Here is a 26,117-nt window from a genome sequence, read left to right on the forward strand (position 1 = left end):
CGTCCTTCGCGGGACGATGGATGAGGCGAGTTCGTTGAAGCACTCGGACCGGTCGCTCACTGCAGCCGATCAGGCCGCGAATCAGGTGAAAGTCACCGCGTGGGTCGCGTCTCGCTGTGCGGCGACGGGATGATGCGCACCTTGCTCTACGAAGCCGCCCAAGTGATGCTAACGCGCGTCAAGAAGTGGTCATGGCTGAAGGCGTGGGCGATGAATGTCGCCAAGCGGTGCGGTCTGCGAAAAGCGATCGTGGCACTCGCCCGCCGGCTGGCGGTCATCATGCACCGCATGTGGGTGGACGGCACCGAATTCCGCTGGACGCGGGAGGCCTCGCCAGCCGCTATCTGACCGGGAAGGCCGTAAGGAGAGAGACAAGTTCCGCCACCGGCGGAAGCACGTCCTTCGCGGGACGATGGATGAGGCGAGTTCGTTGAAGCACTCGGACCGGTCGCTCACTGCAGCCGATCAGGCCGCGAATCAGATTGTGCCGCTTCATTCTCCTGATCCCATGCTGGGAGGGCTAAAGCCGATCCCGTAGAGAAGCGAGGCCCCGCGAAAGACGTCAAACGCCGGAGAAGCCGCAAGCTCGAAAGCGCTTGACCTCAACATGCCGAATAGAGAAGTGCTTCAGGACTGCTGCAACCCGGACTTTTTCAACACTATCGGTGTGGAGGTAACCTTCTGCCAGCCGTCGCCGAGGCGTTTTTGTTTTCAGGTTTCAAAATCGACTTTGCCTATTCAGCTCTGCGATCGGACCTGCTTGGCGGCAGCCTCGAGCGACCGTTCAAACGCGTCGATCACCTGGTCGACCTGCGGCTCGGTGATGATCAGCGGCGGGCAGAAAGCCAGCGCATCGCCCATATTGCGCGAGATGACGCCGTTCTGCTGCATGAAGCCGTTGACGAGCCCGCCCAGTTCACTGGTCTTCCCCCACGGCGCCTTGTTCGCCTTGTCGCCGACCAGTTCGACCGCCGAAATCAGGCCGATGCCGCGCACCTCGCCGACAAGCGGGTGCGAAGCGAGCGTGCGCAGCCGCTTCAGCATATGCGCGCCGACCGCACGCGCATTGCCGACAAGGTCGCGCTCCTCGATCAGCTTCAGGTTCTCGAGCGCGACCGCTGCCGCAACAGGATGGCCGCCGCCGGTGAAACCGTGGCCGAAGGTGCCGATACGGTTGCTTTCGTCGGCGATCGGCTCGAATACCTTGTCATTGATCAGCAGGGCTGAGATCGGCAGGTAGGACGAAGAGATCTGTTTCGATAACACCATGATGTCGGGCCTGATGCCGAAGGTCTGCGAGCCGAACATCTCACCAGTTCGGCCAAAGCCGCAGATCACCTCGTCGGCGATGAGCAGGATGTCGTATCTCGACAGGACCGCCTGTATCTTCTCCCAGTAGCCCGCCGGCGGTACGATGACGCCGCCGGCGCCCATGATCGGTTCGCCGAAAAAGGCGGCGATGGTTTCCGGTCCTTCGGCGAGGATCAGCTTTTCCAGTTCGTCGGCAAGCCGCGTCGAAAACAGCTCCTCGCTTTCACCCGGCAGCGCCTCGCGCCAATGGTGCGGCGTCGAGGTATGCAGCACATTGGCAATCGGCAGGTCAAAGGAAGTGTGGTTGTTGGGCAGTCCGGTCAGGCTTGCCGAGGCGATGGTGACGCCGTGATAGCCCTTCTTGCGGCTGACGATCTTCTTGCGCGCCGGCTGGCCGAGCGCATTCGACCGGTACCAGATCATCTTCATGGCCGTATCGTTGGCCTCGGAGCCGGAATTGGTGAAATACGCCTTGCTCATCGGCACCGGCGCCATCTGCACCAGTCTCTCGGCGAGATCGATCAGCGGCGAATGCGATTTGGAGCCGAAATCGTGATAGTAAGGCAGCTTCGACATTTGCCGTACTGCCGCATCGACCAGCCGCTTCTCCGAAAAGCCGACCGCGACGCTCCAGAGCCCCGCCATCGCCTCGATATAGCGGTTGCCGGCAAGGTCCTCGACATAGATGCCGTCGCCCTTCTCGATGACGAGCGGCCCCGACTCCTGATGCTTGCGCGCATTCGTATAGCCATGCATGTGAAAGCTTATGTCGCGGGCTTCGGGTGAATTCGGTCGTGCGTCCATGACGGCTCCTGATGCTGACGCGGAACAATCCTGCCGCCGGTCCGGCTCGGCAGGTCCCCGTGCGTTATGCCGTTTGATGCATCTTTCTCGAACGGTATAGTGTCAAGCGCTTTCGGCAGGGCCAGCGGATGGATGGACGCATGCAGAACTTCGGCTTGACCTAACCGTGGACCATGTCGACTGCATTGTCGCTGGCGCCGGCGTTGTTGGCCTGGCGATCACGCGAGAGATGGCGCAGCGCGGCATCGATACGCTGGTCCTGGAAGCCGAGAACGCTATCGGCACCGGGACAAGCTCGCGCAATTCCGAGGTCATCCATGCCGGCCTCCACTATCCGGTTGGATCGCTGAAAGCCCAGTTCTGCGTGGCCGGCCGGGAAAGACTCTATCGCTATTGCGAGGAGCGGGCGGTCCCACACGCGCGCTGCGGCAAGCTCATCGTTGCCACAAGTGCCGAACAGGAGCCGGTGCTCGCCTCAATCCGGGCCAATGCACGCGCTTGCGGCGCCGGCGACCTGTTGCGCTTGAGCGAAGCCGAGGCGCATACGCTGGAGCCCAGCCTTAAGTGCACGGCGGCGCTGCTGTCGCCCGCCACCGGCATCATCGACAGCCATGCCCTGATGCTCGCCCTGTTGGGCGACGCCGAGGAGCACGGGGCGGCACTTAGTCTCAACACGCGCATCGCCTCCGGCCGCATCGAAGCAGGCCGCGTCGTGCTCGAGACGGTGGACGCTGCCGGCGGCGAGCGCTTCGAGATCGCCACTCCGCGTTTCGTCAATGCCGCCGGGCTTGGCGCCGCAGCACTTGCCGGTTCGCTTGAAGGGCTCAATCAGCAATTCGTGCCAAAGCTCCATTATGCCAAGGGCAATTATTTTTCGGTGGCCGGACGGGCGCCGTTCTCGCGATTGGTCTATCCGGTGCCCGAACCCGGCGGGCTCGGTGTTCATCTGACACTCGACCTTGATGGCGTCGCCCGCTTCGGGCCGGACGTCGAATGGACCGATCAACTCGACTACCGCGTCGACCCGGCTCGTGGCGAGCGCTTCTACAGCGAGATCCGCAAATACTGGCCGGACCTGGCCGATGGCAGCCTGCAACCCGCTTACAGCGGCATCCGGCCAAAACTGTCCGGTCCCGGTGAGGCCAATGCCGACTTCGTCGTCCAGGACGTGGCGGTGCACGGCGTGGATAGCCTGGTCAACCTGTTCGGCATCGAAAGCCCCGGCCTGACCTCCTGCCTGACGATTGCCGACCACGTCGCGCAGTGCCTCGCGCCGAAGTTGTAGCGTGCGGCGCCCCGCGCCGCGATCTGCACTGTATCAAGGCGCATTGCGTGAACTTTCAGACGCAAGTCGCCTATGAGGCACATCGCGCACTTGCAGCCCGCTCCGCGCTCTGATTCCCTGCATTCTGGGGCTGTCCTGATTCGCACTGCCCGGTTCAGAGTTTTCGCAGTGCGCCCGGGACAAGCTTCCAGCGACCACTCGGCGTATCCAGGGAGAACGGCAATGAACACCGCGACGAGGCCGGTAATCTCGGAGATGAGGCCCAAGATCACCGTCGTCGGGGTCGGCGGCGGCGGCGGCAACGCCGTCAACAACATGATCGCCGAAGGCCTGCAGGGCGCGGAATTCATCGTCGCCAACACCGATGCCCAGGCCCTTGCCATGTCGAAGGCAACGAGGCTGATCCAGTTGGGCGCTCATATCACCGAAGGTCTCGGCGCCGGGTCCCTGCCCGAGGTCGGCCGTGCCGCGGCCGTGGAATCCATCGACGAGATCATGGATCACCTTGCTGGAACGCACATGTGCTTCGTGACCGCCGGCATGGGAGGCGGAACCGGCACTGGTGCCGCGCCTGTTATAGCACAGGCAGCGCGGGCAGCCGGAATACTGACCGTTGCCGTCGTCACCAAGCCATTCGTCTTCGAAGGCAGGCGCCGCATGTACGCTGCCGATGAGGGCATCGAGCGCCTGCGCGAAAGCGCCGATACCGTCATCGTCATTCCCAACCAGAATCTGTTCAGGATCGCCGACGCCAGAACCACGTTCGCCGACGCCTTTGCCATGGCCGACCGGGTCCTCTATGCGGGTGTCGGCTGCATCACCGATCTGATCGTCAAAGAAGGCCTGATCAATCTCGACTTCGCCGATGTGAAGTCGGTGATGCGCGACATGGGCCGCGCCATGATGGGAACCGGCGAAGCCGCCGGAGAAGGCCGCGCCAAGAAGGCAGCGGAAGCGGCAATCGCCAACCCGCTGCTCGACGAAGCCTCGATGATGGGCGCCAAGGGCGTCCTTGTCTCGATATCGGGCGGCATGGACATGACGCTGTTCGAGGTCGACGAAGCCGCTACCCGCATCCGCGAGGAGGTCGACAACGATGCCGACATCATCGTCGGCGCCATCTTCGACAAGGCACTCGCCGGAAAATTCAGGGTGTCGGTCGTGGCGACCGGCTTGCGGCGTGGCCTGGAGATCCCACTGCTTGCCGAACCGGAAGTTCGCATGAACTGAACGCGTATCGCTGCAACTCGCTCAGCCGACTGCCAGCCTCGCGTCACCAGGGCCGCGCGCCGTCGATGACTTCCACGGCGCGTACAGCAAAACAGCCGGCCAGCGGTGCCACATCCGCCGCATCGGCCGCAACCGCGCTGCCGGCCAGCACGCGGTCGGCGATGCCGACGAAGATCACGGCAAAGCGGAACATGGCAAACACCAGATGGAACCGCTGCAGCGGCGCCGTCGGCACGGCGTAGGCGAAGTAATGATCGAGGAATTCGCGCTGTGTCGGAATACCGAGGGCTGCCTGATCAAGGCCGAGGATGCCGCCATATTCGTCCGATGAGGAATGCCAGGGCATCGAGCAGAAGCCGAGATCGGCAAGCGGATGGCCGAGGGTCGATAACTCCCAGTCGAGTATGCCGATCACCTCGGGCCGCTCGGGATGGAAGATGAGATTGCCGAGACGGAAATCGCCATGCGCGATCGAAACGTGGCCATCATCTGGCGGAAGATGTCGCGGCAGCCATTCGGCGACGGCTTCGAGCGCGGCAATGCGCTCGCTCGGCGATTCCCGCAACTGTCTGGTCCAGCGCGCGATCTGTCGCTCAAAATAGTTCCCGGGACGGCCATAGTCGCCGAGCCCAACCTCTTCCGGCCGGACGGCGTGCAGCTTTGCCAGCGCCTCGGCCATGCCGAAATAGATGCCGCGCCGCTCGTCTGGCGTCAGTCCCGGCAACGCGCCATCGTGGAACACCCGGCCGTCGAGCCGCTGCATCAGATAGAACGGCGTGCCGAGCGGCTCGTCGCCGTCGTGATAGAGCACCGGCCGCGGCACCGGCACCTTTGTCGATGCTAGCGCCTCGATCACCCGGTACTCGCGATCGACCGCATGAGCGCCGCGCAGGATCGGTCCCGGAGGTTTCTTGCGCAGAACCATGCGGCGGCCGCCATAGTCGACGAAATAGGTCGGGTTGGATTGGCCGCCGACGATCCGCTCAAGCGACATTTGGCCATCGCCAAAATGCGCTCTCAGAAAATCCTCCAGGCGTACTGGATCGAAATCCATCCTCATTGCCGGCTCAGCGGTTCCCGCCGCGACCTGTTTCGTCTTGTCTGCCGGCTTCGACATGCCAGCGCCAGAAGCCCGCACCTTCCTCGTTGAGAAAGCGGTTGAGCACCATCTTGTGGACCTCGTCGGCGCCGTCGACCAGGCGAGCCTGGCGGGCGTAGCGGTAAATCCATTCGAGTACAGTGTCTTTCGAATAGCCGCGGGCGCCGTTGATCTGGATCGCCACGTCGGCGGCGTCATGCAGCACGTTGGCGACCTGGATCTTGGCCATGGAGACCTCCTTGCGGGCAAAGCCACCGCGATCGAGCTCCCAGGCCGCCTTCATCACCAGCAGCCGCCCGATCTCGATGCGCATAGCAAGGTCGCCGAGCATCAGCTGGATACTCTCACGGTCGGCCAAAAGCTGCCCGAAACCGCTACGCTCGGCGGCATAGGCGCGCGCGATCTCGATGCAGCGCTTGGCAAGACCGAGCCAGCGCATGCAATGGGTGAGCCGCGCCGGACCGAGCCGGACCTGGGTAACCCGGAGGCCGCTGCCTTCGCCGGCAAGCACGTCCTCGACCGGGACTTCCAGGCCGTCGAACTCCAGCTCGCAATGGCCGCCATGTTCTTCCGGTCCCATGATTTCGATGCGCCGCACGATCCGCCAGCCCGGCTGGTCCTTGTGGAACAGCAAGGCCGAAAGGCCGTGACGCGGATCGTCCGAAGTGCGCGCAATGAGAATGAAGTGGCTCGCCTCTTGCGCGCCGGTGATGAACCATTTGCGGCCTGTGACGACATATCTGTCGCCACGCCGTTCGGCTCTGGTCATGATCATCGACGGGTCGGAGCCGCCGCCCGGGTGCGGTTCCGTCATTGCGAAGGCCGAGCGCACCTTGCCCTCGACGATCGGTTTCAGCCATCTTTGCTTCTGCTCAGGCGTTCCCAACCCTTCCAGCATCATCATATTGCCATCGTCGGGGGCCGCGGAATTGAACACGACCGGACCGAAGATCGAGCGGTTCATCTCTTCATAGCAGACGGCCATATCCACCTTGGAAAGGCCGGCCCCGCCGGTCTCGGGTTTGAGCTGCAGGCACCACAGGCCGGCTGCTTTCGCCTTGCCGCGCAGCGTTTCAAGCAGCGGCAGCGCAATATTGCCATGGCCGTCATAGCAAGCCTTGTCAGCCTCGAGCGGCAGGATTTCGCGCTCGACGAAATCGGCGATCCGGCTGCGGAAGGCCTCGGTTCGGACGGAAATGTCGAAATTCATGGCGCTCACAAGGATGAAACGAGATGCCGCCATCGGCTCCGATGGTCGCGCCGGTAGTGTAACTGCCGTCGTTGAATGGGAGCAACAGCAGTTCGCCGGCCGTTCCTTGCGCACGTCAAAGCGCCGGTTCGATATGGATCGATGCCGGCGTGCTGCCGATGGCGGTCGAATTCCAGGATCAAAGAGTACTCAGGTTTCGTATCGCTGACGTCCGCGACAATGCTCAGATCAATTCGAGGACAGCGCAGCCATAGCCGTCCAGCGTCAACACTCCGGAGACAGGTCCTTCGCTATCGAGCAGGTTGCTGCCGAAGGGAACGCCGGTTACCGTAACGGGCGTGTCTTTGACGTTTTGCACGAACAACAGCCGGCGTTCGTCATTCTCGCGCATCGTGACCTCGACGCCGTCCGGCAGATCCGGAACCAGAGGCTCCACATTCGCATCCACGAAAGTGCGCGTAGCGAGTTGAGCTGTCAGCTCCGGCGTTAGATAAGTGCCGACATAGAGCACACGGCCCTTGCCGACGGCGCGGGAGGTAATTGCAGGCGTTCCCGCCGCGTAGCGGTTCGACCAAACCCCTACAATTTCGACTTCCGGTTCGACTGCGAGGTTCTCATAGAAATAACCGGCATCGAACTCGTGGTTTCCGACGGTGAAACGACGGATACGGCGGCTGGATTCGGCCGGTCTGTCGGGAGGAATGACGAGCCCGCCGGAGCGCGACATGGTATTGAACAGGCCATTGGCCCCAGGTGCCGCCAGCCGCCCGAAATCCTCGACGCGAACGCCGGTCAGCTTCGACAGCGACCGGCCCGGCGCTGTCTCGCGGATGACGTGGTTGTTTTCGTCGCGGGTTCCCGTGCGCGCGCCGATGATGACGGTACCGCCATTTTCGGCAAAGACTTGCAGCCGCTCGGTCCAGCTGTCCTTCCAGATCACCCAATGCGGCACGTAGAAGACCTTGAGCTTCGATAGATCGTCTTCCGGGTGGATGAAGCCGCAGGCGATGCCGCGGTCATAGCAATACTGATGCAGCAAGGTTGCATCATCCTGCGGACTTGGCAGGCCGATGGGGAAGGTCTTGTGGGCTTCCTGATTGTCGAAGTCCGAGCCGGCGATGCCGACATCCATCCGCACATGGGTGCCCAGGATCTTGTCTTTAAGCGCCGTCACCTCGGTGGCGAACTGCCTGGCTTCGTCATAGCGGCGGCGAGCGACATCATCGTGGTCGATGATGCCCATCCAGTATATCTCCGCACCGAAATGCGCGGGGCGCCAGCGGAAGAACATGATACCATCGGCGCCACGCGCAACCGACGACATCGCCATGCGTCGCATTTCGCCCGGCTCCGGCGTCAGCGTGCAGAAGCCCGGCTGGGCGCCAAAGCCCGACTGTTGTTCCGGCACTATGTAGTTGCCGGAAAATCCCCTGCAGATGTCGAGATGCAGCGCCTGGATCTTGGCGTGGTTGCCGAGGCGAAAGAACTCGTCATAGAGGAACGGATAGATGTCGTAGCCGACGAAGTCGAGATCGGTGGAGAATTGGCCGCGAAAGTCGATGTCACGCAATCCGCCGAGATTGTGGAAAATGAACCAACTGGCATTCGCTTTTCTCAGGATCTCGACCTGGTCGTGCTGGAACCGTGCTGTCGAAAAGGCGAGAAAACGGTGGTAGTCCTGGAGGTGACCGGGACCGGGAAAGGACGGGGAAAAATCCAGCGGGAAGACAATTTCGCTGAAATCGCCGTAAGCCGTCGCCCAGAAATCGCCACCCCAGGCGAAGTTCAGCCTGTCTATCGTCTTGTAGGTTTCCTGGAGGTAAGCCTGGAATTCCTTCAATGCCGACGGCGAATAGGATTCCGGCATGCTGGTGTTGAGTTCATTGTCGGTCTGCCAGCCGATGACATTTGCGTTGTCGCGGTAGTGGTCCGCCATCGCCCTGGTAATCTTGCGGCTGTAGTCGCGAAACACCGGGCTGCTGGTGTCGGCATACTGGCGCGAGCCGTGGCCCATCGACCGGCCATTTCCATCAAGCCGCAGGATTTCCGGATGTTTTGCCGTCAGCCAGCGCGGCGGGGTGGCGGTCGGCGTGCACAGGATCGTGTTGACGCCGTGACGCGCGAGGCCCTCGATTGCCCGGTCGAACAGGTCGAAATCGAAGGTGCCTTCACGCGGTTCGAAAATGTGCCAGGCGAATTCGCCGAGGCGGGCGACGTTGAAGCCGGCCTCGGCCATGCGCCTGGCGTCATTGTCCCAGTAACTCTCGTCCACATGCTCGGGGTAATGCGGCGCGCCGACCAGAAAGCGGTCGGTCTGGATCGTGCGCCAGACCGACAGGGCGCGGCCGTTTGAAGTCTTGTTCACGAAGGATACTCCTGCAGGTCAGTCGGTGATGGTGGATTTGCGGGCACTGATTGTCCGCTCATCGACAGAGGAAAAGAGATAGACGTCACGCGGCTCGACCTTGAAGCCGACGGTCGCATCGGCAGCGACGGCACTCGCATGGCCGATCTGGACGGTGACGTTGCCGCTGCCGCTTTCGGAACTGACGCATTGCAGCGGGCCGGCGTCGGCATAGAGGATGGTCTCGCGGCCGAGATGCTCGACCAGCCGTACCCGTGCGGCAAAACTCACCGTCTCTTCCGCGGCCAAGCTGATGCTCTCCGGCCGGATCCCCATCGTCACCCTATCGCCGACCTGTACGGATGCCGCTTCCGTCAGTTCGACAGTCAAAGGAGAAAGACCGGCGGTCGACAGCGTGGCGACGCCGCCGGAGACAGCGGCGACCGTCACTTCGAAAAAATTCATCCGGGGTGCGCCGAGGAAGCCCGCGACGAAGAGATTGGCCGGATTGCGGTAGAGTTCGAGCGGAGCGCCCACCTGCTCGACCGAGCCGCGATTGAGCACGACGATACGGCTCGCCATTGTCATCGCCTCGGTCTGGTCGTGCGTGACATAGACCATGGTGGCGCCGAGCCTGGCGTGCAGATCGGAAAGCTCGACGCGCATCTGCGTGCGCAGCGCTGCGTCGAGGTTGGACAATGGTTCGTCGAACAGGAACACGTCGGGCGAGCGGGTTATCGCACGGCCGATCGCCACACGCTGACGCTGGCCGCCGGAAAGCTGTTTCGGCCGCTTGTCGAGCTGGTCGGTAATGCGAAGGATCTTGGCGGCTCGCAGCACGGCGGCATCGATCTCGGCCTTGGGGCGATGCGCCATGCGCAGGCCGAAACCCATGTTCTCGGCGACGGTCATATGCGGGTAAAGCGCATAGGACTGGAAGACCATGGCAATGCCGCGCTCACCCGGCTCGGTGGTGGTGACATCACGGCCGTTGATGAGAATCTTACCGGTCGAGACGGTTTCAAGCCCGGCGATGATCTTCAACAGCGTTGACTTGCCACAGCCGGACGGCCCGACGGTGACAATGAACTCGCCCTGTTCGACGCTGAGATCGATGCCGCGCAGCGCGTGGTAGCTGCCATAATTCTTTTGTATCTGCCGGAGTTCAAGACTGGTCATGGAGCCCTGCTTGCGAAATCAGTTTCGGATCGGGTGGGCGACGCCTTGAAGCCATGATCGCTCATCCCTTGACCGCTCCCATGGTGAGGCCGGTGATGAAGTGCTTCTGCATTAGGAAGAACATGGCAACCGGCGGCAAAGCCACGACGATGGTGCCAGCCGAGATCAGGTTCCAGGCCGAGACCCATTCGCCGCGCAGGTTGGCTAGGCCGGCGGTTACCGGTTTGACGGTATCGCTGATGGTGAGCACGACCGCCCAGAAATAATCGTTCCAGATAAAGGTGAAGAGCAGGATGGCCAGCGCCGCGAGAGCCGGCCGCACCAATGGGACCACGACATGTACCAATGTCTGAAACGGCGTCGCGCCCTCGGCCCTGGCGGCCTGAAACAGTTCTCCCGGCAAGGCGGCGATGAAGTTGCGCATGAACAGTGTCGCAAACCCGGTCTGGAAGGCGATGTGGAAGATGATCAGGGCCGCCATCGTGTCGTAGAGATTGAGCCGCACCATGAGATCGCGCACCGGGATCATCATGATCTGGTGCGGCAGGAAGTTTCCGCCGACGAACAGGGCGAAGACGAGCATATTGCCGCGAAACCGGTAACGGGCGAGCACGAACCCAGCGAGCGTGCTCAAGATGAGAACGCCCATCACCGAGGGGATGGTGATCGTCAGGCTGTTGAGGAAGTAGCGGGCCATCGGCGTCTGGGTGAAGACCGCCGTGTAGTTGTCGACCAGGCCGAATTGGGTCGGCCAGCCCCACAGATTGCCGCCCATTACATCCTGCATAGAGCGGAACGAGGTAAGGATGATGGCAAAGAGCGGCGCCAGCCAGACAATCAGGATGCCGACCACCAGCACGACATAGAGGCCACGCTGCGAAATAGCAGTCTCGGGGATCGGGCGGGGAAACATCAGCCGCCTCTTTCATCGGCGCGGATCATCCGCGTCAGGTACCAGGCGATGAAGACCGCCATGATCACGAACAGCACCGAGGCAATGGCCGCGCCATAGCCGAAGCGGTAGGAAAATATGGACTGCTCGAACATCTGATAGGCAAGCACCTCGGACGAACCGAAGGGGCCGCCGCTGGTCATCACCGAGACCATGTCGAAGGAACGCAGTGCGCCGACGACGGTGACGGCGATGGCGATAAAGGTGACCTGCGTCAGCTGCGGCAACACGATGTGGCGCAGCATGTTCCAGCCCCTGGCGCCGTCGACCCGCCCGGCGCCGATCAGGTCCTCGCTGAGATTGTTGAGGCCGGCGAGATAGAGCACCATGCAGAAGGCGATCTGCGGCCACAACGCTGCGATCACGACGGCGAAGGTGACGAAGTTTTCATCCGACAGCACTGCCGGGGCGGTCGCGCCGAAGGTGCGGAAGATCAGGGCGAGAAGTCCGAATTCCGGCGTATAGACCCAGGTGAAGACAACGCCGACGGCAACCGAAGCCAGCACCAGCGGAATGAAGAACAGCGATTTGAGCAGGCGCATGCCGCGGATTTTCTGGTTGACGAGCAGCGCGATGGCGAGGCCGAGCGGCGGCGCCAGCATGAACATCACCAACCAGATCAGATTGTTCTTCAGCGAAACATAGAACTGCGGGTCGGCGAACAGTTCGCGGTAGTTGCCGAGGCCGATCCAGACCATCGGGCTGAAGCCGTCCCATTCGTGCAGGCTGATCCATAGGCTCTCGACCGCAGAGGCCAGAATGACGACGGAAAACAGCACAGCGGCTGGCAGGATCAGAAGTGTCGGTGTCAGCCACCAGCGATGGCGGCGCCAAAGCTTCGTCATTTTGGGGGACCTCATTCACGGAAAGCATCGGGGAGCAGAGCACGAACCCCGCTCCCCTCCGCTGGGAGGCGCTAGATCTTGAAGATCCGGCGACGGGTTCCCTCGAGACGCTGAAGAATGGCGTCCCGGCGCTCCGGCTTGGCCATGAATTCCTGGAAGCCGACCAAACCCGCCTGGGCCATGTCGGGATCGGTGTCACGGTCGTAATATTGCGACGTGCCGGCCACCGTCTTCAGGCTTTCCACAGCCGCGTTGACCAGCGGGTCCTTGCTGGCCGGAAGGTCGTTGCGCGGCGGAACGTTGCCGCCGGGTTCCAGATAAGGGCCGAAATTTTCCGGCCGGTAGAAGAAGGCGAGGAACTCGCGGGCACCCGCCTTGTTCTTGGCGTTGGCCGGGATGTGGACCGAATTGACCGAGAATTCTTCGTAGCGTTCGAGGGCGCCGTCAATCTTCGGGAAAGGCGCGAATGTCAGCTGCTCGAGATCCTGCTCAGGGAAAGTAGCTTTCACGAAGGCGCCGAGGTTCATCATGCCGGCCTTCTTCTGGGCGAGGAAGGCGCCGGCCTCCTGCCAGCCGAACGACGTCTGATCCGGTGTGAAGAAACCCTGCTTGATCAGCTCTTCCCAGTGGTCGAAAACAGGCGTCAGCGCCGGGTCGGTGTAAGCCATCTTGCCTTTCATCAAGGCAAAGTGCTTGTCGAGACCGTTGATCCGCAGGTTCATCTGGTCGAACCATCCGGCCGCCGGCCAGAGTTCCTTGGTGCCGATGCTGACGGGAATAAGGCCGGCAGCCTTGGACTTCTGGCCGTAAGCAAGGAATTCGTCCCAGGTCGCCGGCACCGTCAGTCCGTGCTCGGCAAAGACGTCCTTGCGATAGAACATGCCCCACATCGTGCCGCCAGTCGGCAGGCCATACTGCTTGCCGTCGACAGTGACGGCACCGGTCGTGGCACCCAGCACGTCCTTGTACTTTTCCTTCTCGAACAGATCCGAAATGTCGTCGAACAGGCCGCGGGTGACGAAGGCGCGCATGCGGTTTCCGGAGAACCAGAAGCAGACATCCGGCGCGCCGGCGACAAGGTAGTTGCGGATCGCGGTCTTGTGAGCCTCGTGATCCATATTGTTGATCACAACCTTGGTGCCGGACTGCTTCTCGAAGTCGGCCGCGATGCGCCGCAAGATCCGCAGGGCATCGGCATTGTTTTCGTCTGAAATGATGGTGACTTCGCTCGACTGGCTGAGTGCCGGCATCGGGAAGCCCGCGAGGGCTCCAGCGGAAATGCCCCCAGCTCCCTTCAGGAAATTGCGCCGCGTCGACGGCTTTTCAATCCACTTGAACGTCATTGTTACTCCTCCCGTGTTGTCAATTCTCTACTGGCACACCGGCCGGCGCGGTTGTTCTTCTCACCGGCTCGGCTCACCTCCCGGGCAAGGCAATATACTTGCCCGCTCCTTCAGAGCGCGGTGACATTGCTAACCGGATTAATTTCGCTGACCCCCGGTTCGGGTGTTGAACAGTCGGGCAAACTTACGCATATGTTTTCTCGAGAGGCAATAATTAATTTACAAAATTAAGAAAGCAGATCCGTGAAGCTCAAGGGTGACCCGAGCACGACTCGGGCGATGAACCGCAGACTGATCCTCAATCTCTTGCGGCAGGAAGGAGCGCGCAGCCGGGCCGACATAGCGTCAGTTACCGGCCTTAGTCCGGCAGCGGTCACCTTCGTCGTGGCCGACCTCATCGAGGATGGCCTGCTGATCGAAGGCAAGACAGTCGTGGGCTCGGCTGGGCGCCGCCCTATCCCGGTGGATATCAACTATGCCAACGGCCTTGCCATAGGTTTCAAGCTGATGGTCGGATCGGTCGAATGCGTGGTCACCGATCTTGCGACCAATCCGCTGGGCTCTCTGCGCGTCAAGCTCTCGGACAGCGATCCCGACCATATCATAGCGACCTTGGCCAAGGCGGTACCGGAGCTGATTTCCATTGTCGATCGGCCCGCTGCCAAGCTTGCCGGGATCGGCGTTTCAATGCCTGGCGTCATAGACAACCAGAAGGCTGTGTGTATCCGCAGCAATCGCTACAACTGGGACAACGTTCCCCTTGGCCCGATGCTGGCCGAACTGGTGGACGTCCCCGTGTGGCTTGAGGACGACACCAATGCCTATGCCATTGCCCAGCAACTCTTCGGCCTCGGACGCCAGCACCGCCATATGGCTGTGCTGGCGATCGGTGTCGGAATCGGCTGCGCGCTCGTCTTCGATGGCAAACTCTATCGCGGCGCGAACGGTGCCGCCGGCAAGTTCGGCCACAGCTCTTATGAGGAGAACGGCCGCCTTTGCGAGTGCGGAAAACGCGGCTGCTTGATGGCCTATTACGCCGAGCCGGCGATCCTGCGCACTTGGCGCGAAGCCACCGGGCACAACGAAACGGATAGCAAAGTCAGCCTTATGGCAGCCTTGGCAGACCGCGAACCGCGAGCCGTCGCCATTCTCGAAGAAGCCGGACATGGCATCGGCCGGCATCTCGCCAATCTTGTCAACATCACCGACCCGGAGGTCATTGTCGTCGGCGGTGAAGCCGTGTCGTTTGGCGATGCGCTGTTTGGCCCAATGCGGCTGACGCTTGGGAAAAATACCTTTCGCGCGGCACCACCAATGCTGCTGGACTGGGAGGACAATTCCTGGGCAAGGGGAGCGGCTGCTCTCGTAACGCAGAAGCTCTTTGATTTCGAAACATCTGCCGGCAACGCCGCTCCGCTTTCAAAGCCGGCCCTATGGTCGGCATAGGCGAGTGAAATAGACAGCCCTGCGCCTCAGGCCGCTCGAACGCTGCGCGCTCCACGCGCCCATGCCGGCAGCCAATCGCCATGCGCAACCAGCAAGTCATCGACCAGCGACCATATCTGGTCGAGGTCGAGCTCGGCCGCCGTGTGCGGGTCCATCATCGCCGCGTGATAGACGTGCTCGCGGTTCTCGGTCATCAGCGCCTGGACCGTCAGCTCCTGGACGTTGATATTGGTGCGGATCAGCGCGGTGAGCTGCACCGGCAGGTCGCCAATGAACGTGGGTTGAATGCCGTAGGCGTCGACGAGGCATGGCACTTCGGCCGCGCAATTATACGGCAATGACGTGATGCAGCCATTGTTGCGGACGTTGCCGTAGATCACCGACGGCTCGCCGGTCCAGACCGAGTTCATGATCGAGGACGCATATTCCTTCGACTGCTCCACTTCGATCTTGTCAGCCGAGCGATAGGCTTCCGCTTGCCCCTTCCAGCGTTCGATCTGCTCGATGCAGCGCTTCGGGTATTCGTCGAGCGGGATACCGAATTTCTCGATCAGATCCTCGCGCCCGTCCTTGATGAAATAGGGCGTGTATTCCGCGAAATGTTCGGAGCTCTCGGTGACGAAGTAACCGAGGCGCTTCAGCATCTCGTAGCGCACCTTGTTCGGGCAGCGCGGATTCCATCCAGGCTTCGGCGCCCGCCCTTCGCTGTAGGCGCGCAGCAGATCCGGATAGAGATTGCGGTAGGAGCCGTCCGGCTGGCGATGCTCGAACTTCAGGTAGAAGGCCATGTGATTGATGCCGGCCGAGCGGTAGCGAATCTCCTCGTAGGGAATGTCGAGATCATGCGCCAGTTCCATCGCCGTGCCTTGCACCGAATGGCAGAGGCCGACCTGCTTGATGTCAGGGTATTTCTCCGCGATCGCCCAGGTGTTGATCGCCATCGGGTTGACATATTGCAGCATGATCGCCTGCGGGCAGACCGCGAGCATGTCCTCGCAGATCTTCCAGAGATGCGGCACGGTTCTCAAGCCTCGCATGATGCCGCCGACACCGAGCGTATCGGCGATGGTCTGGCGCAGCCCGTATTTCTTCGGAACTTCGAAATCAGTTACCGTGCAGGGCTCGTAGCCGCCGATCTGGAAGGCGACGACGACGAAATCGGCGCCCGCCAGCGCCTTGCGCTGGTCCGAATAGGTTTCGGCTTTGGCCTTTACGCCAAGCGTCGAGATCAGCTTACCGACGACGATTGCGCTTTCCTCGAGCCGTTGCGGATTGATGTCCATCAGCGCGATCGTCGAGCCGGATAAAGCCGGACGCTGCAATATGTCGCCGACGATGTTCCTCATGAACACCGTCGAGCCAGCTCCGATGAAAGCGACCTTGGGATTTCTTGCCACAACAACCTCCGGCATAAGCAATTAGGCTACCTCGAAAGCGGCTTTGACCAGCCGTTCGGTGTAAGCGGTCTTGGGATGGGACAGGACTTCGTCGACCGGCCCCTCTTCGACGATCTTGCCGTGCTGCATGACGATGACGCGGTGGCACAGCGCCCGCACGACCTTGAGGTCGTGCGAGATGAAGATGTAGCTCAGGCCCCGTTCGCGCTGCAGCTTGCGCAGCAATTCGATGATCTGCGCCTGGACCGAGAGATCCAGCGCCGATGTCGGCTCGTCGAGTACGATGAATTCCGGTTCGAGCGCGACGGCGCGGGCAATCGCAATACGCTGGCGCTGGCCGCCGGAAAACTCGTGCGGGAAGCGCGACAGGATATCGCCGGGCATGCCGGCGCTGATCAGCGCCTCGCGCACCCGCTCGATCCGATCGTTCCTGGTGGCGCCCATGCGGTTGACGACCAGCCCTTCCTCGATGATCTGGCCGATCGTCATGCGCGGGTTGAGCGACGAGAACGGATCCTGGAAAACGACCTGCATGCGCGACCGCAACGGCCGCATCTGCGCCCGCGAACAGCCATGGATCGGCTGGCCATCGAAATAGATCTCACCGCTGTCCGTGGTGTTGAGCCTGAGCAACGCCTCGCCGAAGGTGGTCTTGCCCGATCCGGATTCGCCAACGAGACCCAGCGTCTCGTGCCGCCGAAGGGTCAGGCTGAGGCTGTCGACGGCAACGAGTTCGCGCAGGTCCGGCCTCATGAACGTGCCATGCCGCAGCATGAAGGAGACGCGCACATTCCTAGCTTCAAGAATAACGTCGGCGCTTTCCGGCAACGGATTGGCCTGGCCGCGCGGCTCGGAGGCAAGCAGGTGACAGGTGTAGGGATGCTGCGGATTGGCGAACAGCTTCTCCGTCACATTGTGCTCGCGCATCTCCCCATGCTGCATGACGTAGACATAGTCGGAGAACTGCCGCACCACGGTCAGGTCGTGCGTGATCAGGATCACCGCCATGCGCAGTTTCTTCTGCAGGTTTCGGATGAGATTGAGGATCTGCGCCTGAACCGTGACGTCGAGCGCCGTCGTCGGCTCATCGGCGATCAGCACATCGGGATCGTTGGCCAGCGCCATGGCGATCATCACACGCTGGCGTTGGCCGCCGGAAAGCTGGTGCGGGTATTGTTTCAGCCGCGCCTGGGGCTCAGGAATCTGTACCTGCTGCAGCAGCTCGAGCGCTCTTGCTTCGGCCTGCCTGCGGCTCATCTTGCGATGCACCCGTATCGCCTCGACGATCTGGCTGCCGATCGTGTAGATCGGGTTAAGCGAACTCATCGGCTCCTGAAAGATCATCGAAATGCGGTCGCCGCGCAGTTTGCGCCGCGCACGCTCGGAAAATTTCAGGATGTTCGCCCCGTTGTATTCGACAGTCGATTTCGGCGACACGACTGCGCGCTTCGACAACAGTCCCATGACGGTGCGCGCCGTCACCGACTTGCCCGATCCCGACTCGCCGACAATGGCGATCGTCTCGCCGCGATAGAGCTGGAAGGAGATGTCCTTGACGGCTTCGATCATGCCGTGTTCGACCTTGAAATCGACGGCGATGTTGCGGGCATCAATGACCGGGTTTTCCGAACGGCCGTCATGGTCGAGCCGGACAGGCGGTGCGAAGGATTTGACGAGCGCGTGTTGCATCATCTCATGCTCAATAAGGATCGACCGCATCGCGCAGTCCATCGCCAAGCGCGTTGAACGCGAAGACGGTGACAAGCACGAAGCCGACCGGTGAGAGGATCCAGGGATAGGTGCCGATGACCGAATACGTCGCGGTGTCTTGCAGCATCAGGCCCCAGGAGATCAGCGGCGGCTTCACCGCGAAGCCGAGAAAACCGAGGAAGGATTCGAGCAGAACCACGCTGGGGATTGCCAACGTGACCGCAACGATCACGTGGCTCATCACGTTTGGAAAAATGTGTTGCATGATGATGCGGCCATCTGTGGCGCCGACCGCCATCGCCGCACGAACGTAATCAATCCGCGCCAGTGCCAGGGTCTTGCCGCGCACTTCGCGCGACATCTGCGCCCAGCCGAGTGCCGACATGACAACGATCACGAAGGCCAGGAAGACATTCGTCGGCGCCGTCACCGGAACCAGCGAGGTCAGCGCCAGATAAAGCGGCAATTGCGGAAACGCGAGCACCAGTTCGACGAAGCGCTGGACCCAGACGTCGAATGTGCCGCCGAAATAGCCCGACACCATGCCGACCGTCGTGCCGATCACGGTGACGATGAAGACCACGGTCAATGCGATCATCAACGAGATGCGCGAACCATAGATCGCACGAGCCAGCACATCGCGACCGAATTTGTCGGTGCCAAGGAAGTGCACCGGCTGGCCGTCGGTCGAGCCGAAGAAGTGCCGGTTCGCGGGAAGCAGGCCGAGCAGTCTGTACTCCGCTCCCTTGACGAAGAAGCCGAGCAGCCGCGGATGGTCGTAGTCCGGCCCGACGACGGGTTGGAAGGTGACCGGGTCGAGGTCTTCCGAATCCGCCAGGGCATAGACGCGTGGCTGGAAGACGAAGTTGCCGTCCTTGTCATGGAAGCTCATCATCTGCGGCGGGGCGAAGCCGACATCGGTCACCTTGGGATCCATCGGTGCGAAGAAGTCGGCAAACACCGCCAGCAGCACCAGAAACGCGACCAGGATGAGCCCGGCCATGCCGGTCCAGGACCGTTTCAGGCGGCGCCAGACGAGTGCGATGTAACTCTCATTGCCGCGCGGCTTGATCTTGGCCGGTTCCTCGGCAAGTGGCGGCAGCGAGGGCTCGAAAGCAAGCATCTCAGGACCCTGCATATTGGCGCACACGCGGATCGAGCATGACGAGCAGCATGTCGGCGATGATGTTGCCGACGATCAGCGTCGCCGACAGCACCATCATGAATGTCGCCGTGACATAGACGTCGCCGACCGCCATCGAGCCAACGATCGCCGGGCCGACGGTCGGCAGGGCAAAGATGATCGCGGTCTCGATCTCGCCGGTCAGCATATAGGGCAGCACCACGCCCTGATACATGACCAGCGGATGCAGCGCATTGGGCACCGCATGGCGCATCACGACCGCACCGCCGCTAAGGCCCTTGGCGCGAGCGGTTTCGACATATTGCGCGTTCAGCGTGTCGAGCAGATTGCCGCGCATCACCCGCATGTTGTAGGCGAGCCCGCCGAAGGTGGCGATGGCGACAACCGGCCAGACATGCCGGACGAGATCGACGAACTTCGCCCAGGACCACGGCGCCCCGCCAAATTGCGGCGAAAAGAAGCTGCCGATCTCGGAAACGTTGAACTGGAAGACCAGCAGATAGACGATGATCAGCGCCATCAGGAAGCGCGGCACCGTCATGCCGAGGAAGGAAATCGCTGACAGCGTACTGTCGATCCAGCTGTACTGCCTGGTCGCCGCCCATATGCCGAAGGTGATACCGAGGACCGAGGCCAGCAGATGGCACACCAGCGCCAGCAGCAGCGTGCGCGGCAGCCGCTCGCCCACCACATCGGCCACCGGCTTGTTGTAATAGAGGCTGTAGCCGAAATCGCCGCGGGTGATGATGCCGCCGATCCAGTTGAAATACTGGACGGGCAGCGGCTTATCGAGACCGTGTTCTATCCGATAGGCCTTGGCCTGCGCGTCGGCCTCGGCGAATGAGGCCCCGCCCTGATTGATCAACTGCGAGCGGATGTAGTCGGCATAGTCGCCCGGCGGCGCCTGGATGATGGCGAAGGTGACCAGGCTCAGAATGGCGAGGACCGGGATCGCCGACGCTATGCGCGTGAGCAGGAATCGCAACATCGGTCGGTCCGCTTCCTTGTCTGGCCGGTCGCTCTCTTTGAGCGTACGGAGGTTTGCTTTGTCCGGCCGCGCCCACTGGCGCGGCCGGGGTTGTGACTCAGGGGTGGGTAAACTAGTTCATCGGGCCCTTGTCTCCGGGCTTGCCGGGAAGCTCTTCGGGGAACAGCTCGTACTTGGCCTGCTTGTCGGCAGCGACAAAGACCCGCTCGCGGACGATCGAATCCTCGGCCCAGTTGAACATGAAGATCGGCGTGCCCTGCGGGATGTTGGAGAAGCGTTTGTTGATGATCAGCGCGCCGGGATATTCCGTCAGGCCGACATTGTAGACGTGCTCGGTCGAGATCTTCTGGAACTTTCTCATCAGGCTGGCGCGCTCGTCATTGTCCGCGGACGAGACAAACTTGTTGACGATGTCGACGAGGTCCTTCTCGAAAGGCATCATATCGACCTCGCCGTTTTCCGGCGCACGATGGTCCCAGCTGGTTCGTGGACCGACCGGGGCCAGCTGATCGGTATTCTGGACGACGGAAGTCAGCTCCTGATCGTTGCGCCGTACCAGCCAGTCGAAGCGGCCGGAGTATTGCGAGGCATCGCGCTGGGTGCCGTTGAGTCCGTTCAGCACGATCCGCAGCCCTAGCTTTTCCATCTGGGCGACGACACCTTCGGCAAGGCTCTTGTCGGTGGTGTAGTCGTTGTTGACGAGCATCACGATCTCGACATTCTTGCCGCCGGCGGTACCTGCAGGAAAATTGACGAAGCCGTCGCCATCCGTGTCCTTCAGGCCTGCCTTGGCGAGTTCCGCCTTAGCGCCTTCGAGATCGAAGGGGTAGTAGACCGTCGACTTCCGGTCGTAGAAGCTCGTGCCCGAGGATAAGCCGCCCGGATAGATGGCAGTGAACGGACCCTTGACCAGCGAGTCGCCGAGCGCCTTGCGGTTGAGCGCCATGGTGACGCCTTTGCGGAAGTCCTCGTTGCGGTTCAGCTCGCGTATCGCCTGTCCGCGCTCGTCGGGGTTGCCCCAGCCATTGGCTGAGAAATTCATGCGCAGATTATAGCCGATCAGCCGCGCGCCGAACGCAAGCCGTGCCGGTGCGTCTTTTTGCGCCGCGCGCTTCAGCGAGGCGACGAAGTTCTCTGGCTGCTCCAGATTGGAGAAGTCGCCCGCCCCCGATACCGCCTGAACGTCGCGGTCGGCCCAGGTCGACAATTTGTAGTGCAGTTCATTGAGATACGGCAGCTGGTTGCCCTTCTCGTCGACCTTCCAATAGTACGGATTGCGACGCATGACGATGATGTCGTCGGGGCGGTATGCCACCGGCACCCAGGCACCCATCACCGGCATGTTCATATATTCCGGCGGGAACGCGTTCTTGAACTGCTCGTAGGTGTTCTTCGAATATTTCGGATGCTGCGGCTTGAGGATATGCGACGGTCCCGGACAAAAGGTGCCGTAAGCCATGGCGTAAAGGTATTGTTTCGGAAAGGCGTCCTTGAACGTCCACTCGACGGTGTAGTCGTCGATTTTCTTCAACGTCGTGCCGACGCCGAAGGTCTCCTGCGTCGCGCCGTTCAGCGGCGACACATTGGGGTCGATCACCTCGTCGTCCCAGTAGAACATCACATCGTCGGCGTTGAACGGAACGCCGTCCGACCATTTGGCGCCTTCGACCAGATGCATCGTCAGCGTGTGGCCGTCCTTCGACCAGTCCCAGCTCTTGGCGAGGTTCGGCAGCGGCTCCGTGTCCTTGGCCTCGACCTGGAACAGCGGCGCGGTGCGCGTCAGGCATTCGGAAAGGCCGATGTCGATACCGCCCCAGCCTTGCGTCTGGCCGGCGCCGTAGTTCCAGCCCTCCGGCCGGCCGCCGATGACATGACGCATCGTATCACCGTAGACACCGACGCCGTCCGGCATATTGCCGGTCTTGAAGACCAGCGGCTCCTTCGGCAGCCGGTCCTTGACCGGCGGCAGCTTGCCTGCCTTGACGTATTTGTCGGTGACCCAATCGGGTTCGTGGTATTCCGGAAGTGCCTTGAACTCCAGGATGGAGTCGCGCGCGACGTATTTGATCTTTCCCTCGGCGGGAAATTGCGCAGGCACCGGCGGCACGGTCGGCTCGGATGCATACGCGTTCAGCGCCGAGGCCGAGACGCTAAGCGCCAGCCCGGCGAGAATGCCAATGTTTCGAAAATTCCTCATCGTCTCTCCTCCCTGTTGTTCAGGAGCGCGTTGACGCCGCTCCATTTCTCCTCGAACGAATGTACAGACGGGTGCGGAAAAATCCTCCCGAAAGCTCGGCGCGATCCGTCCTGGCGAAATTCAGACGGCCTGCTTGAGAGCCGTTTTTTCCGCACGCAATTCCTCGATCGAACGGACGTCGCGCCTTGCCGCACCGGCCCATTCGCGGGTCTTGACCCTGGATTTCGAAAGCCGCTCCCTCGCGGCCGGCACCGCATCGGCATATTGAGGCAGCCAGCGGGCCTGGGCGACGACCATTTCGTCCACCATCTGCCAAACCTCTTCCGGCGTCGAAACCGCGCCGACCAGCGGATCGTGCAGGACCGCGAGCTTCAGCAGGTCGATATCGCCGGAGATCGCCGCATGAACCGACATGCGCTGGACGTTGATCGAGGAAATGCAAGTGGCGGCGCAGGCCTCCGGCAGCGCGATGCCGGCGGCCATGTTGATGCCGAAGCGGTCGACGAAGCCGGGCGACTCGATGATCGCATCCTGCGGCAGGTTGGTGATGATGCCGTTGTTCTTGACGTTGAAATGGCCGCGATAAACGCGGTTCGTCTCCAGCGCCTCGAGAATGTGGCTGGCGTGCTCGTTGGAGCGCTTGGCGGGGTCGATCGGCCTCGCGGCGGACTCCAGAAATTGCGGGAATTCTGTTTCGAACCAGTTGCGCGTTTCGGTCGAATAGCGAAGGTAGCCGCCGGTCTCGCCGTGGATCCAGTCTGACATGTCGATCCAGCGGGTGATTTCGTCCGGCCGCTTGCGATACCAGGGCAGGTATTCGGAAAGATGGCCGTTGCTTTCGGTCGAATAGACGCCGAAGCGCTTCAGGACATCGATGCGCAGCTTTTCCTGCTGCGAATAGACCGGATGCGCCTCGAAGGCGGCAACCAGCTCGTCCTTACCGATCTTGCGGCCGTTGAGACGCAGGTCGATGAACCAGGTCTGGTGATTGATGCCGGAGCAGACGTAGTCGAGATCGGTGCGCGACTTGGCGCCGAGCACTTCGGCGATCTGGTCGGCGCCATGCTGGACGCCGTGGCAGAGGCCGACGGTATCGACCCTGCCATATTCGATCGCCGCCCAGGTGTTCATGGCCATCGGATTGGCGTAGTTCAGGAATTTCGCCCCAGGCTCGGCGACTTCGAGGATATCCTTGCAGAAATCGAGGATTACCGGAATGTTGCGCTGGCCATAGAGGATGCCGCCGGCGCAGATCGTGTCGCCGACGCACTGGTCGATGCCATACTTCAAGGGAATGCGGATGTCGTCCGCATAGGCTTCGAGACCGCCGACGCGAACGCAGCTGATGATGTAGCGTGCGCCCTCGAGGGCAGCACGGCGGTCTGTCGTTGCCGTAACCTTGGTCGGCAGCCTGTTGAATTCGACGACCCTGTCGAGGATCGACTTGATCATCTGGAGGTTGCGCTCGCTGAGATCGGTCAATGCGAATTCGACATCCCTGAATTCAGGAACGCACAAAATGTCGGTGAAGAGCTTCTTGGTGAACCCGACGCTTCCCGCACCGATGATAGCGATCTTGAAACTCATCAGCCTCACCTCGACCTGATCGAACGCTAGGGCAAAGGCGGCGAAAAGAGGCTGGCCCGCCTGCGACGCTATGCAGGCTGGAATCCAGCACTTCCTCCCATCCGCTCTTTGACCGCGGTTTCTTTTGCTTTTCTCGAGGGATTATGCGCCTTATTCGGCACGCGACCAGAGAAGGATTATGCTTTTAGGGGTAATTTTGTGCTGCGGAACTTGATCGACATCGGGCCGGCGGGCAGGACGGTATCGCTGCCGCGCGGGCGCCAGCGCCTACACACCATGCCGACAAGCACCGGCTATGAAGTGCGCGAGAACGAGGTCTACGACTGGGATGGGCGCAAGCGCGGCCTGACGCCGTTTACCGTGCTCCAGCATACGATCAGCGGCACCGGCCGATTGCGCTACGAGAACCGGAACTACCGCCTGCAAAAGGGCGACACTTTGCTGGTTCTCGTGCCGCACAACCACCGTTACTGGCTGGCCAAGGGCGAACGCTGGGAGTTCTTCTGGATATCGATGAACGGCGAGGAGGCACTGCGCATCCACAGGTCGATCCTTGCCGCCGTCGGTCCGGTGCTGCGGCTGCAGCCCTCGACGATCGATCATCTGGCTGATTGCAGTGTGCGCCTGATCACGGGCGCGGTCTCGCCGGGAGCCGCCTCGGCCGTCGCCTATGAAGCAGCCATGGCGCTCTACGACGATGTCTTCGGCTCGCATGCCGTCACCGACGACAAGAGCGCCATGCAGCCGGTCATCGATCACATCAGGGCCAATCTCGACAGGCCGCTCCGCGTTGCCGATCTCGCTGAGATCAGCGGCCTGAGCCGCGCGCATTTCTCGCGCTGCTTCGCCGAGAGCGAGGGACTTCCGCCCGCCGAATTCGTGCTGCAGCAGCGACTGCAGCTCGCGGCGAAGTTGCTGACGAAGGCCGATTTCCTGCCGGTCAAGGAAGTCGCCATCATGTGCGGCTTCGAGGATGCCAATTATTTTTCGAAGGTCTTCCGCCGCCTCTACGGCATCAACCCGACGCAGTTCCGCACCAACGGGATGTATGCCAGCCTGGGAACCGCCCGATAGCCCGATAGATTGGCACCGCGCTTGGCATCGGATGCGGGAACGCTTTTGCTTCCCCTCGGTTTAGGACAAGAGAGCCTGCTCGCCGCTGCGGCACCCCCGCTCTGGCGGAGATCAGGCCACAGATGTCAGGGAGTGATCGATGAACAACCCCGATCCGAACAACCCGAATCCACTGCCGGACAATCCCAATCCGGAGCCGGCCCGGCCGCCTGCCCCGCCGGAGACTCCGCCGGGAGAACCTCCAGGCGTACCCCCGCCCTCGCCGGATCCAATTCCGACGCCGGACCAGGAGCCGATCGGAGTTCCTCCCGGCACGCCTTCCGAAATTCCTTCGGAACCGACCTTTCCCGGGCCGACCGCCTGAAGGGCAGTCGGGTGGAGGATGGCAAGGGTGATTTCGGCGAAGCGCTCGAAACGGGTCTTGCCATGGAACGTTTTGCGCTGGCGCTCATTCACCCTTTCATCCTGGAAACCGGCGGCGGGCCCTGCAACCAAGGGAGGTTAAAATCAAAGTTGGCAACTGCATGACAAAGGACGTCGAGATCGCCAGTCCGCAGCAAACCCTGCGCGATGCGGCTGAAATGATGGGTCGCCTCGACGCCGGCGCAATGCCGGTGGGCGAGAACGATCGGCTTGTCGGCATGGTAACCGATCGCGACATCGCAATCCGCGGCGTCGCCCAAGGCAAGACACCTGACGCCAAGGTACGGGAAGTGATGAGCACCGAGGTCAGGTATTGCTTCGAAGACGAAGACGCAGAGGATGTTCTGCGTAACATGGCTGACCTGAAAGTGCGCCGCTTGCCGGTGCTGAACCGCGACAAGCGCCTGGTCGGCATCGTTTCGCTGGGCGACCTCGCCACCAACAGCGAGACGGCGACAGCAGGTGAAGCGCTGAGCGGCATCTCGCAACCCGGCGGCGAGCATTCGCAAACGATACACTGACGGCGCACCACCGGCCGGCCTTTGCTAC

The 26,117-nt window shown here is 61.7% G+C and carries 20 protein-coding genes and 1 pseudogene; 7 read left to right on the plus strand and 14 right to left on the minus strand.

Annotated features, from left to right (window positions below; genetic code table 11):
- Positions 1-78: 78 nt before the first annotated feature.
- A pseudogene (locus NKH04_RS18525) lies at positions 79-348 on the plus strand (transposase); the annotation flags it as partial.
- Positions 349-738: 390 nt separating this feature from the next.
- Here NKH04_RS18525 and NKH04_RS18530 read toward each other — a convergent pair.
- Positions 739-2,115 carry an aspartate aminotransferase family protein gene (locus NKH04_RS18530; protein ID WP_352823277.1) on the minus strand — a complete coding sequence of 459 codons (1,377 nt, stop codon included), beginning with the start codon at positions 2,113-2,115 and terminating at the stop codon, positions 739-741.
- Positions 2,116-2,281: 166 nt separating this feature from the next.
- On the opposite strand from NKH04_RS18530, the gene NKH04_RS18535 reads away from it, so the two are divergent.
- Together NKH04_RS18535 and ftsZ are read left to right on the plus strand one after the other, a co-directional pair.
- Positions 2,282-3,400 carry an NAD(P)/FAD-dependent oxidoreductase gene (locus NKH04_RS18535; RefSeq protein WP_352817273.1) on the plus strand — a complete coding sequence of 373 codons (1,119 nt, stop codon included), beginning with the start codon at positions 2,282-2,284 and terminating at the stop codon, positions 3,398-3,400.
- A gap of 222 nt (positions 3,401-3,622) precedes the next feature.
- Positions 3,623-4,630: a cell division protein FtsZ gene (ftsZ, locus tag NKH04_RS18540; RefSeq protein WP_023677189.1), complete on the plus strand. Its 1,008-nt coding sequence runs from the start codon at positions 3,623-3,625 to the stop codon at positions 4,628-4,630.
- 43 nt (positions 4,631-4,673) lie between these two features.
- Here ftsZ and NKH04_RS18545 read toward each other — a convergent pair whose 3' ends face one another.
- The 7 genes from NKH04_RS18545 to NKH04_RS18575 all read right to left on the minus strand — a co-directional run bounded on the left by NKH04_RS18545 (position 4,674) and on the right by NKH04_RS18575 (position 13,602).
- Positions 4,674-5,690, minus strand: coding sequence for a phosphotransferase family protein (locus NKH04_RS18545; protein WP_352769551.1), 1,017 nt, complete (start codon positions 5,688-5,690; stop codon positions 4,674-4,676).
- A gap of 7 nt (positions 5,691-5,697) precedes the next feature.
- Positions 5,698-6,939 carry an acyl-CoA dehydrogenase family protein gene (locus NKH04_RS18550; RefSeq protein WP_352541731.1) on the minus strand — a complete coding sequence of 414 codons (1,242 nt, stop codon included), beginning with the start codon at positions 6,937-6,939 and terminating at the stop codon, positions 5,698-5,700.
- A gap of 223 nt (positions 6,940-7,162) precedes the next feature.
- Positions 7,163-9,304, minus strand: a complete 2,142-nt coding sequence (locus NKH04_RS18555; protein ID WP_352921102.1) for a beta-galactosidase — start codon at positions 9,302-9,304, stop codon at positions 7,163-7,165.
- Between the two features lie 18 nt (positions 9,305-9,322).
- Entirely contained in the window at positions 9,323-10,462 is a 1,140-nt protein-coding gene (locus tag NKH04_RS18560; protein ID WP_352921100.1) for an ABC transporter ATP-binding protein, read from the minus strand.
- 61 nt (positions 10,463-10,523) lie between these two features.
- Entirely contained in the window at positions 10,524-11,375 is an 852-nt protein-coding gene (locus NKH04_RS18565) for a carbohydrate ABC transporter permease (protein ID WP_352921098.1), read from the minus strand.
- Complete coding sequence (locus NKH04_RS18570) at positions 11,375-12,259, minus strand: carbohydrate ABC transporter permease (protein ID WP_023677182.1); 885 nt, start codon at positions 12,257-12,259, stop codon at positions 11,375-11,377. The genes NKH04_RS18565 and NKH04_RS18570 overlap by 1 nt, the downstream gene beginning before the upstream one ends.
- A gap of 71 nt (positions 12,260-12,330) precedes the next feature.
- Positions 12,331-13,602 (minus strand): ABC transporter substrate-binding protein, encoded by a 1,272-nt coding sequence (locus NKH04_RS18575; protein ID WP_352969756.1) that lies wholly within the window; start codon positions 13,600-13,602, stop codon positions 12,331-12,333.
- A 243-nt stretch (positions 13,603-13,845) separates the two neighbouring features.
- Between NKH04_RS18575 and NKH04_RS18580 the strand changes: the two genes are divergently transcribed.
- A complete protein-coding gene (locus NKH04_RS18580) occupies positions 13,846-15,048 on the plus strand; it encodes an ROK family transcriptional regulator (protein WP_352921092.1) in 1,203 nt (400 codons plus the stop codon).
- Positions 15,049-15,074: 26 nt separating this feature from the next.
- Here the strand turns inward: NKH04_RS18580 and NKH04_RS18585 are convergent, their stop codons facing one another.
- The 6 genes from NKH04_RS18585 to NKH04_RS18610 all read right to left on the minus strand — a co-directional run bounded on the left by NKH04_RS18585 (position 15,075) and on the right by NKH04_RS18610 (position 24,071).
- Positions 15,075-16,445, minus strand: coding sequence for an alpha-glucosidase/alpha-galactosidase (locus tag NKH04_RS18585; RefSeq protein WP_352921090.1), 1,371 nt, complete (start codon positions 16,443-16,445; stop codon positions 15,075-15,077).
- A 21-nt stretch (positions 16,446-16,466) separates the two neighbouring features.
- Positions 16,467-18,134 carry an ABC transporter ATP-binding protein gene (locus NKH04_RS18590; protein WP_352541732.1) on the minus strand — a complete coding sequence of 556 codons (1,668 nt, stop codon included), beginning with the start codon at positions 18,132-18,134 and terminating at the stop codon, positions 16,467-16,469.
- A gap of 10 nt (positions 18,135-18,144) precedes the next feature.
- The gene (locus NKH04_RS18595) at positions 18,145-19,278 is read right to left on the minus strand and encodes an ABC transporter permease (protein WP_352467677.1); all 1,134 of its coding nucleotides are present in this window, start codon (positions 19,276-19,278) and stop codon (positions 18,145-18,147) included.
- Between the two features lies 1 nt (position 19,279).
- Positions 19,280-20,287, minus strand: a complete 1,008-nt coding sequence (locus NKH04_RS18600) for an ABC transporter permease (RefSeq protein ID WP_352452370.1) — start codon at positions 20,285-20,287, stop codon at positions 19,280-19,282.
- Between the two features lie 112 nt (positions 20,288-20,399).
- Positions 20,400-22,484, minus strand: coding sequence for an ABC transporter substrate-binding protein (locus NKH04_RS18605; protein ID WP_352541688.1), 2,085 nt, complete (start codon positions 22,482-22,484; stop codon positions 20,400-20,402).
- Between the two features lie 120 nt (positions 22,485-22,604).
- Positions 22,605-24,071: an alpha-glucosidase/alpha-galactosidase gene (locus tag NKH04_RS18610; protein WP_352921088.1), complete on the minus strand. Its 1,467-nt coding sequence runs from the start codon at positions 24,069-24,071 to the stop codon at positions 22,605-22,607.
- A gap of 198 nt (positions 24,072-24,269) precedes the next feature.
- Here NKH04_RS18610 and NKH04_RS18615 point away from each other — a divergent pair, with 198 nt between their 5' ends.
- The 3 genes from NKH04_RS18615 (at position 24,270) to NKH04_RS18625 (ending at position 26,089) form a co-directional block, all read left to right on the plus strand.
- Positions 24,270-25,145: an AraC family ligand binding domain-containing protein gene (locus tag NKH04_RS18615; protein WP_502896436.1), complete on the plus strand. Its 876-nt coding sequence runs from the start codon at positions 24,270-24,272 to the stop codon at positions 25,143-25,145.
- A 375-nt stretch (positions 25,146-25,520) separates the two neighbouring features.
- Positions 25,521-25,673 carry a hypothetical protein gene (locus NKH04_RS18620; RefSeq protein WP_353044750.1) on the plus strand — a complete coding sequence of 51 codons (153 nt, stop codon included), beginning with the start codon at positions 25,521-25,523 and terminating at the stop codon, positions 25,671-25,673.
- On the plus strand, positions 25,652-26,089 hold the full coding sequence (locus NKH04_RS18625; protein WP_352472517.1) for a CBS domain-containing protein: 438 nt from the start codon (positions 25,652-25,654) through the stop codon (positions 26,087-26,089). The genes NKH04_RS18620 and NKH04_RS18625 overlap by 22 nt, the downstream gene beginning before the upstream one ends.
- Positions 26,090-26,117 lie beyond the last annotated feature (28 nt).

The organism is Mesorhizobium sp. M1365, assembly GCF_040317865.1.
Lineage (GTDB): Bacteria > Pseudomonadota > Alphaproteobacteria > Rhizobiales > Rhizobiaceae > Mesorhizobium.